The organism is Paenibacillus xylanexedens (assembly GCF_017874615.1).
Lineage (GTDB): Bacteria > Bacillota > Bacilli > Paenibacillales > Paenibacillaceae > Paenibacillus > Paenibacillus xylanexedens.
On the sequence record NZ_JAGIKV010000047.1, the window covers coordinates 1 to 13104 of the forward strand.

Sequence of the window (13104 nt, forward strand, 5' to 3'; positions counted from 1 at the left end):
TGCAGATTTCATGAAACGGGTCAATCAGAGTCCTTTTGAATTAATTGATCGGCTACTGGTTCGGGCGTAAAGATTTTCAGTTCAATCTATATAGTCACTTTTGATGAAAAATTTTGTTACACGATAACGGAGAGTGCAAGGAAAACTAGAGAAGTGTAACGTTCGCATTTATCACCGGATTTCATCCTTTGGAAAAGGATAAAAGGAAATCTGGGGATAACGGCGATCGACAGGTTGCCTTGCAATCGTAGTGCCAAGTGTAACGCTTCTGTTTTCATGGAGTGGCACACATGTAATCCGGAATGAATTATACGCTCATCACACCCGAAAAGCCATCCTCAATTTCTAGCAAAAACACGCATTTATCTCGCAATTACCTGTTTTTAACGGACTTTCGTCACGTTTTCTTTGTCACGCATCACCTTAACAGCGAATTTCGGAAGCGCAAGCATCCGGCCAGCCCGGCTTGGTTCACGCAATAAGCGATAAAACCACTCCAGTCTTAACTTTTGGAATAGCATAGGCGCACGTTTGGTTTTGCCCGAAATCACATCAAAACTGCCGCCAACGCCCATGGTTACGGGAACCTGTAATGCATCTTTGTGCTTGTGAATCCACGGTTCTTGTGTGTCGGCCCCACGTGCTACAAACAACAGATCAGGTGCCGCTTCCCGAATGGAAGCGATGACCTGTTCATCCTCAGCCGGACCAAAATAACCGTCGCGATAACCCACAATTCGAATAGCCGGATATTGCTGTTGTAACCGAACTGCCGTTTCTTGAATCACCTCAGGGGTGGAACCAAGCAGATATATGCCCCATCGATAGTTTTCTCCAACACGCAACAATTCATGTAAAAGCTCAAATCCCGGCACTCGCTCAGCTACAGGATCTCCACAATAGTTCGCAGCCCATACGACACCTGTTCCATCAGGAACAATTAATTCCGCAGCTTGCATGACTTCCATAATTGCGGGATTTTCCAATGCGGCCATAACCATAATGGGGTTGGCTGTAATGACCTGATGTGGTGTCTGCTTGGACAGCACAGCTTCCTGGAGAACCTTTACCGTTTCTTTCATCGTCAGTTTGGAAAAAGGAATGCCGTAGATCGAAACGGTAGGTATTGATCCGGTCTGACTCATCTTTATCTCATCCTTTGCGGCCTAAATAGTTAATAATCTGCTGTGCAGGCACTCTGGCTTCCTGCTTCAGTTGGGTGATGCCTTCTTCATGTTCCTTCAACCACTGTGAACGTTGATCCAGCAGTCCAACAACAGTCTTAGCGAGTTTGTCGCCATCAAGTGTATCCGTATTGCCTGCTGGTTCACTGTCCAGACGAAGCAGGAATTGATCAATTTTCGGATCATACGAGATACCCACCGGAGGCACATATTGCGAAGCTGCATAGATCAGACTGTGCAGACGCATACCGATGACGAGATCACACTTGCTGACTTCCTCCAGCATAAGCTGAGGGTCGGTCAGATCTTCTGTGATGCTAATCTCGCTGCCTTTGCTGGTCACATCACCGAGCATTTCCATAAGGAATCGTGATGCCTGTTCATCAACTGGCAGATGAAATGGCAGAAAACGCAAGTGCACCGCTCTTTTGGAGCACAGCTTTTTCAATCCGGCGGCAATAGCCGTAAGTTCCTTCCGGTCTGACTCCCAGAAACGTACCGAAACGCCGATCACAGGAAGCTTGGTATGTCCTCCAGTTGAAGGTTCCACTCGATTAGCTTGAGTAGCAGCATCTGCTGAGACAGCACCTGCGCTCCTCTCAACTTTTGTTTCAGGTAATGGCAAACCCATTACGGGGTCGGGTACAACATGGATCTGATTCCACTGTAACCCGAGCCCACGCAGGTAATCTGCAGATTGTTCATCCCGAACGGATACATAGGTGCAGGCCTTAAAGACCGATTTGATCATCGGATTGAAAATTTTACGATTCACAGGACCAATCCCCTGTGCATAGATAAACGTTGGTTTTTTCAGCCACTGGGCCAGCTTGATTACACCCAGATAATAAGGAATGGATTTCAGTCCAGTTGCATCCTGCAATAGACTTCCTCCGCCACTGATTAACCCGTCGCTCTCCTTGAGTGCTTCACGGACTTCCTTCAATTTCATACGATGCACGGAGCGCACACCGTACATGGCGGTTGTCGACTCGGGATCACCCGAGAGAACAATAGGTTCAATCGTTATGTTCGACCTTTGGCTTTCCTCTTCCAGCGCTGTCAAAATCGACTTTAGCACCGCTTCGTCTCCGCTATTGCAGAATCCGTAATACCCCGAGATGACTAACTTTTGAGAAGTGGTGACCATTTTTTCCAACATCCTTCCGCTACTTGCCACACACCCACAGCAATGATACCGAAGATTAAGCCAAGTCCCAATCCCATCACTCCACGAATGAGTGACAATACAGCCGGCGTATGGATATGCGCGAACGTATCCACCATGGACAACTGTCCAATCGCTGCAATAATGAGCACAAAGATGACTTTACGATATTTTAAAGCGGCGAACACGCCAACGATAAACAGCGGGTGTCCCAGCATAAATTCTTTAAATCTCGGACGTACACCGAACGTATCTTCCAACACAACACGAAGGAACATCTCGAATGGTGTTACCGAACCCGAGTTGCCTGTACGACTCAAATAGTAATATCCAACAACGGCTGCAACAAGTCCCAGCACAACCATCACAACGGTAATCGGTGTACGAAGGATATTTTTAATTTGTTTAATGGAGAACGAACCCGCACCCCGGTAAAACACAATATAGATCGCCACCAGTGCCATAGGTGCAAAGTGCAACAGACTCACGCCGCGGAACTGGTTAATCACCAGACTGTACGTAATACTGTTAAGCAATGCGATGACAAAAGGTACCGCCAGGAATGACAGAATCGAAGTTCTTACATATAAAACTAATGTCTGTTTCAAACGACGACCCGCGGATGCGTCTGGTTGACGCTGTTGCTGATAGTTCACTGTACGAACGGCCAGCACCATCGCTATGGTCGGCGCGGCGATTGCCACAAGCAAGGCGATTCCTTGCTCCAGCAGCGTTGGTTTCAAGAGGAACAATCCTGCACTGCCCACCAAAGCGACCGCAAATGCGATCAAGGTCAGTAGTGGGATAAAATAAGAAACCATAAGTGCAATCATGGCAATTGCACCAACAAGAGCAACCAGCTTGGCATAACGCTGAATCGAAGAATCCTTAACTGTAAATGCTTCAGCTTGTCCTAGCTCGAATCCATGCTTCGCCATGCGTTCTACCGCATGACCCGGCTCACCTAGGCTATTGATCAGATTCTCAATTGGATCTGTAATCATGGCCTTTGCTGTATTCCGGCTTGGCGATGCATTCATATAGAGCATACGAATATTGCGATCCTTGGTTGCGAGAACAAAACGGTCAGCAATCGTGTCTACGTCCAGATTGGCATCTCCATCACTAAGCGAGTACAGACGCGTAACGTTGTAATCCGTTTTATAAGCAAGGGTCTCGAACCCAGACTGCGGTTTCTTCAAGTTCTCGATAGCTGCAAGACCAATATTGTGTTTGTTCAGCAACTGTGCGAATTGGTCGAGACTTTTCATCTCTGCATTATCATTGTACCCTTTCACAGCATCACCATCAAACAAGATGCGCTTTACACCATTCTCTTCGAAGAAGGTAAGCAAGCGCTCCATCGATTCCTGACTGTATGGCACACTGTCCGAGATCCGCGGCAAAATGTAGAAACCTTTATCACGCAGCATCTTCACGGCAACCGGATCGGGCTGCAAAGGCTGCATGTTGGCATTCTCCGGAGGAGTCTGCAATATTAAGCCGCTACGACCTTCATATTCCCATGGTACTACCGGAATCTGCCGATCAGCGAACGTTTGTTCAATAATAGGGGTATACGTCTGTGCGTTTTCCTCCGATGTAAATAACACATACGTGTAATTTGCATTAGAAGGGATCACATCTTTAGTCAGGTTCGCGAGATCCTGGCCGTTATATACCATTAGTCGGCGTGTCTTTCTCAGCTCGTCCAATGTACTTTCGAACACAGCCATCGTTGTTACGCCTGCGTCTTTTAGACGAGTCAATTGTTCATTCATGAAATCTTGCGGATGTGCCTGATACGCTGAGATATCCAGCAGTCCTCGATAGTTAAAGACAAGCTCCACCTTTTTGGCAGAAGATTCTGTCTGCACCCGATCACTGATTACAGGGATGGACGCGACCAGACCGATAATAACGACGAGCCACAACCACTTCCGAGAAGCGTTATTCCAATAAAGCCATTTTTGACGCACTACATGTACCTCCTCAAGTGTTGGAACCAAATGCACGTTCAGCTCAAGTAATTCGTTCATTTAACATTTATACAATAGGTTACAAACAGCTTGTGTCAACAAGCCCTCTTATATGCTATATAGATTGAACTAAAGCATTATTTACACTCGCCACTTCGATGGCAGAACAACCTTCCGATCGCTGTTATCCCCCGATTTTTTTGATTCACTTTTAATAAAGGTGAAAATCTGGTGATAAAGGCGAACGTTTCACTTCTTCAGGTTATTTCTGCCCTCTACGTTCTCGTGTAAATGTTCAGTTCAATTTATATAGATCCATCTGTAATATTATTTCAAAGAAAAACCCCTCCGCCAACCAACCTTACGGTGCGGAGAGGCCTTCTCATGTTCTTGCTCATTGTTGCATTCGTATTATTGTGCGTCTACACGCGACATCACTATAGTCACCAGACGCTCGATCCGGCTTTCCGCATCTTCCAAATTCTCTCCACGCACGGCGAAGTATACTTTGATCTTCGGTTCTGTTCCTGAAGGACGCAAGCAGAACCATGAACCGTCTGCCAAAATGAACTTCAGTACGTCCGCCTTCGGAAGACCGTCCAGACCAAGGGAGTAGTCCAGTACATCTTGTACAGCAATTCCCGCTACTTCTTGTGGCGGATTGGAACGCCAGTCCGTCATTTTGGCTTGAATCTGAGCCACGCCGTCTTTGCCTTTCAGCGTACGGGACTCCAGCTTCTCCAAGAAATATCCGAATTGGTTGTACAGCTCTTGCAAGACATCATACAGCGTCTTGCCTTGGCTCTTATAATACGCAGCTGCTTCAGCAATCAGCATCGAGGCAAGGACAGCATCCTTGTCACGGGCATAGTTACCGGAAAGGTAGCCATAACTCTCTTCATATCCGAACAAGAATGTATGACTGCCTGTTGCTTCGAACTGGTTCATTTTTTCACCAATATATTTGAAGCCTGTCAGTGTGTTCATCACTTCTGCACCGTAATGTTCAGCAATAACAGCACCCATCTCACTTGTTACGATTGTTTTGACAACCGCACCATTGCTTGGCAGTGTACCTGTCTCTTGCAGGCGACTGAGCAGGTAATGTACCATAATGGCACCAGACTGGTTACCGGACAAGACGAAATATTTGCCATCGTTGTCTTTCACGACAGCACCCATACGGTCTGCATCCGGATCTGTTCCGATCAGAATGTCAGCGCCCACGGATTCTCCCAGCTTCATTGCAAGCGTAAACGCTTCGCGTTCTTCCGGGTTAGGGGATTTCACGGTAGAGAACTCAGCATCCGGCTGTTCTTGTTCAGCTACAATGTGCACTTGCTCGAATCCGATCTGCTCCAGCACGCTACGTACTGGGATGTTGCCTGTTCCGTGCAGCGGTGTGTAAACGATTTTGAAATCACGGCCTATGCCGGATTGGATCAGTTCGCGGCTCAGACTGCGGCTTGCTACGGTATCCACAAACGCTTGATCTTGGTCTTCACCCAACCAGATCAGGAGTCCTTGAGCTTCTGCTTCTTCTTGCGTCAGCTTTTTCACATCAGCAAGGGAAGGCACTTCCTGGATGTACTGAATGACCTTTTCCGCTTCATCCGGTACCAATTGACCGCCCTCATGATTGTAGACTTTGTAGCCGTTATATTCCGGTGGGTTATGGCTCGCTGTTACAACGATTCCGCCAATTGCCTTCTGATGACGCACTGCGAATGACAACTCAGGAGTTGAACGCAGGGATGGGAACAGCTTGGCTACAATGCCGTTTCCAGCCAGTACAAGCGCAGCATCCAGTGTGAATTCAGGTGAGAAATGACGGGAATCATGAGCAATGACAACAGAAGGTTTACCCTCTTGGTCACCATGCTGCTCAAGCAAATAACGCGCAAATCCTTGCGTTGCCCGACCTACGGTGTAACGGTTCATCCTATTGCTTCCCGCACCGATGACCCCACGCAATCCCCCTGTACCAAACTCCAGATTTCTGTAAAAACGTTCCTCCAGCTCTTTCGGCTGATCCTGCAAGTCACGAAGCTCCTGTTTCGTTGCTTCATCAATCGAAGCATCCTCCAACCATTGCTGCAACGTTTCTGCTGCTGCTGTGCTTAACTGTTCCATTCCGATAAACCCCTTCCGTCTATATAAATTCAGGTGTGCTGAGTTACTTCAGCATCTTGCATCATTCGGTCCGTCTACGTTCCTGCATGATGTCAATGCTCACGTATGTAATCAGCTTGGGTCAGACAGTGCAAACATAATCTCGCCTTCAGCGACCACTTTGTCGTTCACTCGGGCAGTTGCTTTACCTTTACCAATAGAACCCTTCAGACGTGTAATCTCCACTTCCAGAATCAACGTATCTCCGGGCACAACTTGTCCACGGAATCGGAAGTTGTCCAGTCCCGCCAAAAAGCCGATTTTGCCTTTGTTGCCTTCCATATTCAGAATGGCTACTGCACCAACCTGAGCCAGCGCTTCTGTAATCAAAACACCCGGCATTACCGGATACTCTGGGAAATGACCAATGAAGAAAGGTTCGTTAATGGTTACGTTTTTCAAACCAACGGCACGTTTGCCATCCTCAATCTCTAGAATCTTGTCCACCAGCAGAAACGGGGGGCGGTGCGGGATGATTTCTTGAATCTGTTTGATATCGAGCACAGTGTAATCTCCTCTCGGGATGTTTATATGAGCCTTCTTCATCATGGACTGACTCTTAGCGCTACGGTGGTCGTTACGGTTACGGATCGTCCCTCTGATCGCTGTTGTCTCCGAATTTTTTTGATCAACCTCAGAGAGGTCAAAATTCGGTGACAAAGGCGAGCGCTTCGCTTCTTCTGAACGATTCCGTTCCCTCCACTTACTTCGGTGCTGCAAGGTCAACCCCCACATGACAAAGTCAAAAGCTCATATAAATGGGTTTTTAATTTTTAAATTTTGTATGGAAAGCATATTTTGGGTTAACACTAGTGATATCCTTCATGACTGCAGTAGTGAAGGTTAAGATAAGGGGTCTCTCTTCGCGATGACGAATGTCTTTCGCAGGGGAGGCCTCTTTTGTGACGTCAAACGTCATCCATCATTATACTGTTTTCAACGTCAAAAAGAAAACTCCTGCCTGCGCAGGAGTTTTCGCTTAACTCGTTACATTATGGAGCGAACACCAGATTATATACATGTTCCCATGTACTCCATTGCCATACGGAACCGATATCCTGTTTGCCCAGTACCACATATCCAGCTACCATTCCGCCAGCGAGGGCAAGAACAAGCAGGACCGGAACCAGGAACCATCTTGCGATGCGCCATCCACTCTTCTTCTTCTTGACTTCCTTTTTCTCTGGCTTACTGTTCTGCTGCTGTGTTTCTGTCATCACATTCACCTTTTACGCTCTCATATTGTTGGCAAGACCCAACATGGAATCACTTGAAGTTAGCGCCTTTGCCGCCAGCTGATATGTCCGCTGTCCTTGCATAAGCAAAGACATCTCCTGTGTCAGATCCACATTGGATTGCTCCAGAAATCCTGGACGAATCAATGCAGCTGCTTGACGTGTAGCTGCGTTAGCGCCAAATACATCATCCTCGGTCAATCCTGCATCCAGACCAAACAGGTTATCCGCATACTGTACCAGCCCCTCAGGGCGTTCAATGTCTACCACTTGCAGCTGTGCTCCAATGGTTGCGTTTGCCGCATTACCGCGTCGGATTAACAGGTTGCCATTTTCATCAAAAGCAACTTTGCTATTATTCGGTGCCGTAATACGATTGCCTAGACGATCCAGGGCAAAGTGGCCTTCGCCATTGACCATCACCATCAGATCAGGTGAATTCGGAGTAGGCTTAGGTCTTGTATCAGGTACAAAATGAAATGCACCCTGACGTGTCCACATTTTCTCCCCATTCGCTTCAACTGCAAACATCGCATTTCCTTCAATGGCCAGATCGGTCGGAAGACCAGTCTCGTTCAAGGGGCCTTGAGACATATCCTTCGTTACATCTGCCAAACGAGCACCAAAACCGAGGTTATATCCCATCGGTGTGGAACGTCCATCCAGTTTGTACTTGTCCGGTTGTTGTTGAACCCGGGTCAGCACATCCTCGAATGCCGCCTGCTTGCTCTTATAGCCTGCCGTATTCACGTTGGCAATATTATCGGAAATGACATCCAGACGCTGCTGTATGGCAGTCATGGAAACCTTGGCACTAATCATGGAATTATTCATTGGTGGTATACCCTCCCTTGTGTCCTGTCCACCCTCCCAAACCCTCCCTAGTAGGGAGGGCCCCAGATGGCGCTGCCCTCTGGACTCCCGAAACAGGCGGATTAGGTAAGTGGGGTACGATCTTGCTAAGTGACGGTGGTGTGTGTTCGCCGCGACTGCCGTGCTATGATTCCCGCCATAGTTCCACATGGCTGAATCATAGCACGGCACGCTCTTTATGCTGCGTGTAGCTCCGCGGGGTCTCTTCCTTGCTTTGCTCCGCAAAGGGCGTTTGGCTCTCCGCTGCGCGGTTATATTTAAACGTCGGCGTTATACACGCCCGACTTCATTGACGGCTTTATCCAGACTGCGGTCGTAAAATTGTACGACCTTCTGGTTCGCTTCATACGCACGGAATGCAGCGTTCATATCAACCGTTGCCTGTGAGGCATCAACATTGGAACCTTCCAGGTATCCCTGACGGATCTGCACATTATCACCGGCAGCCATCATCCGGGACGTTGCCCCGTTTGCATCGCTGAGACTGAAATTGCCATTACCTTGACGAACCAGTTGATTCGGCTGGTCAATGACACTAATGCCGAGAGTAACCCCTGTCGGTACACCCGTTGCTGCATCCACCAAACGGCCTTGCTCATCCACTTTAAATTGCTCCACGGAACCTGTCAACACGACAGGTTGTCCATTATTATCCAACACTTGTGAACCTGTTGAACTCAGCAATTGTCCCGTTCCAGTGATCTCGAAGTGACCATCGCGTGTATATCCGGTGTTACCTTCTGCATCCTGAACTGTAAAATACGCCTGAGGCTGGTAAGTTACCGTGCCGTCGGCCCGTACAAATTTGCCTGATGCGTCAAACGGGACAGGTTGTCCAGTCTGCGGATCATTGACAGTCATATTGGATGAAATGGAAAAATCATTTTTTTGCCCAGTCTCCATAATGGTCCCCTGCAAATTCATGGACAAACTCTCTTCCGCGAACACCCCCGTGTTCAGCTTGCCCAGCCGCTTTGTCGGGAGATTTGCATCTCCGCCTACCAAGGTAATGAGCATTTCCGGGAAGGAACGGCTTACGCTGTTCACCTGTTTGTATCCCGTGGTGTTCATATTTACGATATTCTGTGTTGCTGTGTCATGGCGGCGTTGTTGCGTAATCATTCCCGCAGTAGCGGTGTACAGACCTCTTAACATGAATTAACCCCTCTCCTCAAGCGCTTGTCCTGCATCGCAGGTTGGCTGCTTGTCCGTTCTGCTTCCCGAGCATGGCGAACCTTTGCTTTTTATATCGGCAGATTAGAACTTTTTCTTAACTACCTGATCCAAATTATTAAGCATAATGCCTGTCCCCTTCACGACACAATGCATTGGATCTTCCGCAACCCATACCGGTACATGCAATTCATTGGACAAAAGCTCGTCCAGTCCGTTCAGCAATGCACCTCCGCCAGTCAAAACAACACCACGGTCGATAATGTCCGCTGACAATTCAGGCGGTGTACGTTCCAATACCGATTTGGCTGCCACGATGATGGATTGCACGGAATCCCAGAGCGCTTCCTGTACTTCATTTCCTGATACCGTTACGGTAACAGGCAGACCGGATACCATATCGCGTCCGCGAATGTCCATCTCCGTTTGACGTCCGCCCGGATGCACGGAACCAATCGCAATTTTGATATCTTCAGCGGTCCGTTCACCGATCATAAGCTTGTACTTGGCTTTGATAAACTTGGTAATCGCTTCGTCGAACTTGTCCCCTGCGACTTTAATAGAAGAGGCGGTGACTACGTCGCCCATAGACAGGACTGCAACGTCAGTCGTACCGCCGCCGATATCCACGACCATATTGCCGCTCGGCTGAAAAATATCCATTCCCGCACCGATCGCTGCCGCTTTCGGCTCTTCTTCCAGAAACACTTCTTTGGCACCGCTGCGTTCTGCCGCCTCACGGATGGCCTTCTGCTCCACGGAAGTAATGTTCGTTGGTGCACAGATCAAAATTCGAGGGTGGCTGTACCAGCTTCTTGCACCCACACGATTAATGAAATGTCTGAGCATCGCTTCCGTAATCTCGAAGTCCGCAATAACGCCGTCACGCAGCGGTCTAATGGCAATAATGTTACCTGGAGTACGCCCCACCATACGACGCGCTTCTTCCCCAACAGCAAGGACACGCTTCGTATCTCTTTCAATGGTCACGACGGAAGGTTCATCGAGGACAACCCCACTTCCTTTCACGTGAATAAGCACGTTCGCCGTGCCAAGATCAATACCGATATCCTTGCTAAACATAAAAGAGCCCCCAAAGTGATATTATTTGGTCAGCGTATCCTGTGAAAAAGAGTCCCTTATCACGTCACCGCTCGTTCGACAAAGTGCAACATATATATGTAAAAATCGGGCTGATAAGATGTCATAATTCGATCCTGTACCAGCTTTTAACATATCATACTTCAGGGGAGGGATTCAATGCATGTGTGAGCTTTTTGCCCTACGTCTTTGTGAAGATGCTTACGATTTGGCGGAAGCCAACACCTCACGTTTCTTGCCGCTCGTTTTTTTGTATTTAATTTTGGTCGCTTCCCCGCCCCGCAAATGGCGGATTGACTTATGATACTCCAAAATGTGTTTCACCTGGTCAGCAAGATCAGGGTTGATTTCCGGCAGACGCTCCGTCAGATCCTTATGCACAGTACTCTTTGACACGCCGAATTCCTTGGCTATGGTACGGACCGTATTCCTCGTCTCAACAATGCAGCGACCAATTTTGATGGTCCGTTCCTTGATGTAATCGTGCACGCTCCCGCCTCCCTACTGTGTGGATAGTTTGGTACATTATATGAGGAGCATGCCTATATATTCGCGGTTTAGAGGTGTGACAAGCTTCGAAGGTCCCATTATTTTCTGAAAAGCACAAAAAGAGCAGAGGTTTAACCCTCTGCCCGTCATGTTGCTGCGGTAAAATTCATTTATTTTTCCGGAAGATATCCTTGCGGGTTAACCGGCTGTCCGTCTTCGTACACTTCAAAGTGAAGGTGGTTGCCAAGCGTTTTACCCAATTCATTGACGCCAGCGGATGCAATCGCATCTCCCTGTTTCACTTCGTCGTCCTGTTTCACTTTGACGTCTGCCAAGCTTTGGTATACTGTCTTCAGGTTATCGCTGTGTGTGATTTCCACAACTTGACCTGCGAGCGGATTTTGCTCAACCCGTGTGACTTTACCACCAAGCGCTGCTTTGACTTCAAACGTTTTGTTATCCCCACGTGCCAGATCCACACCCGTGTTCGGGATGAATGTATCATTGTACTGCACCATTGCCGCTTCATGTTCCTCAGTTGAAGCTTCGCTATCATAGAAAGGTTTTACTACCGAAATTTCGGACGGTACCGCTACCGGCCAACCAAAATTCTCCGACTTTGCAACAACTTCCACACTTTCTTCTCCGCCTACCGCTGTTCCTTCTGTACCCACCGATGCGCCTGTTTCTACTACCCCGCTAGCAGGGTCCGAGTTCAGCGTTTTGTCGCCTGTGCCCTGATAGACCCACACTAAGGTTAGTATAATGCCTGCTGCTGCGATGTAGGCTGCCGGGAAGACCCAGCGTTTGGACATTGCTCTTTTCCATGAAGAGGGCTGACTAGCCGGTACTCCTTGAGTTGTTTTAGGAGTTTCTTCTTGGATTGTTTTTTTGTTTTGTTCATTCATCTTAATCACCTCAGTAACAAGTGTTACCGGGTGCAACTCTTTTATACACGCGCGACTCTAATTATTTTCACGGAGGTTTCAGAGAGTACTATATATGTGGGGGAGGAGTGATTAGTGCGTGCGCCGCTTCGGGGCCAGAAAACCTTTCGACCGGCTGTTATCCCCGGATTTCCTGATTATTTCTCCCAATGGAGAAATCCGGTGATAAAGGCGGCCGCTTCGCTTCTACAGGTCTTTTCTGTCCCCTGCGCTCCCCATACGCTAGCACTCTCCTCATATATAGCCAAATCTCGAAAGCTCCGGAATGGGTGTTGGTAGACTGGTCCGGATTGCCTGTAGAGGCCAATCTTTCTATGAAGTGCATTTATCGGTGAGAGCGAAATGATATAGGATGTGACTGGATCATGAATGATTACAGTATAGTTAGAAGTTGCTTGGTAGACAGGCAACATAAATCAATTTTTTAACCTTAGAACTTGGAAATTTGATTTCAACGTTCTGATTTTATTTTTGGTTCGGCTGCTTATTGCGAATGAGCATGTAGTGAATGACAGCACCCTCAATTTTGCTAATGATTAGATAATAAAATATTTCTAACGAACTCAGACGGCCTTATTGGCGGGGAAATCGTAGCTTAGGAATTCTAACGAACCGTAGGCACGCTAATTACTCTTTTGGGCGCTATTATCGCCCCAATTCGATGGTATGTCGTGATATAACGTGTCTGAGATTCGTTGCTATGAACGTTTTTGTCAAGCCCATCACAAAATGCTGCTTTTCGCCGAAGCCCTAAGCGCGGGAGTCCATATGCGAGCGACGGTT

11 protein-coding genes are annotated in these 13104 nt (G+C 47.8%); all 11 read right to left on the reverse strand.

Annotated elements, in window-relative coordinates:
- Positions 1-383: 383 nt before the first annotated feature.
- The 11 genes from J2Z28_RS30780 to J2Z28_RS30830 all read right to left on the reverse strand — a co-directional run bounded on the left by J2Z28_RS30780 (position 384) and on the right by J2Z28_RS30830 (position 12282).
- The gene (locus tag J2Z28_RS30780) at positions 384-1145 is read right to left on the reverse strand and encodes a WecB/TagA/CpsF family glycosyltransferase (RefSeq protein WP_211085753.1); all 762 of its coding nucleotides are present in this window, start codon (positions 1143-1145) and stop codon (positions 384-386) included.
- Positions 1146-1152: 7 nt separating this feature from the next.
- Complete coding sequence (gene csaB, locus J2Z28_RS30785) at positions 1153-2334, reverse strand: polysaccharide pyruvyl transferase CsaB (protein WP_211085754.1); 1182 nt, start codon at positions 2332-2334, stop codon at positions 1153-1155.
- The gene (locus tag J2Z28_RS30790; protein WP_211085755.1) at positions 2310-4331 is read right to left on the reverse strand and encodes a DUF5693 family protein; all 2022 of its coding nucleotides are present in this window, start codon (positions 4329-4331) and stop codon (positions 2310-2312) included. The genes csaB and J2Z28_RS30790 overlap by 25 nt, the downstream gene beginning before the upstream one ends.
- Before the next feature lie 411 nt (positions 4332-4742).
- Positions 4743-6464: a phospho-sugar mutase gene (locus J2Z28_RS30795; protein WP_211085756.1), complete on the reverse strand. Its 1722-nt coding sequence runs from the start codon at positions 6462-6464 to the stop codon at positions 4743-4745.
- 111 nt (positions 6465-6575) lie between these two features.
- The gene (fabZ, locus tag J2Z28_RS30800) at positions 6576-7007 is read right to left on the reverse strand and encodes a 3-hydroxyacyl-ACP dehydratase FabZ (RefSeq protein ID WP_211085761.1); all 432 of its coding nucleotides are present in this window, start codon (positions 7005-7007) and stop codon (positions 6576-6578) included.
- Between the two features lie 488 nt (positions 7008-7495).
- On the reverse strand, positions 7496-7720 hold the full coding sequence (locus tag J2Z28_RS30805) for a DNA-directed RNA polymerase subunit beta (protein WP_017691949.1): 225 nt from the start codon (positions 7718-7720) through the stop codon (positions 7496-7498).
- A gap of 12 nt (positions 7721-7732) precedes the next feature.
- Positions 7733-8572 (reverse strand): flagellar hook-basal body protein, encoded by an 840-nt coding sequence (locus J2Z28_RS30810; RefSeq protein WP_211085757.1) that lies wholly within the window; start codon positions 8570-8572, stop codon positions 7733-7735.
- A gap of 309 nt (positions 8573-8881) precedes the next feature.
- Positions 8882-9766: a flagellar hook-basal body protein gene (locus J2Z28_RS30815; protein ID WP_211085758.1), complete on the reverse strand. Its 885-nt coding sequence runs from the start codon at positions 9764-9766 to the stop codon at positions 8882-8884.
- Between the two features lie 102 nt (positions 9767-9868).
- Positions 9869-10867: a rod shape-determining protein gene (gene mreB, locus J2Z28_RS30820; protein WP_211085759.1), complete on the reverse strand. Its 999-nt coding sequence runs from the start codon at positions 10865-10867 to the stop codon at positions 9869-9871.
- 219 nt (positions 10868-11086) lie between these two features.
- Entirely contained in the window at positions 11087-11374 is a 288-nt protein-coding gene (spoIIID, locus tag J2Z28_RS30825) for a sporulation transcriptional regulator SpoIIID (RefSeq protein WP_024632710.1), read from the reverse strand.
- A gap of 170 nt (positions 11375-11544) precedes the next feature.
- The gene (locus J2Z28_RS30830; RefSeq protein WP_211085760.1) at positions 11545-12282 is read right to left on the reverse strand and encodes a M23 family metallopeptidase; all 738 of its coding nucleotides are present in this window, start codon (positions 12280-12282) and stop codon (positions 11545-11547) included.
- Positions 12283-13104: the final 822 nt, after the last annotated feature.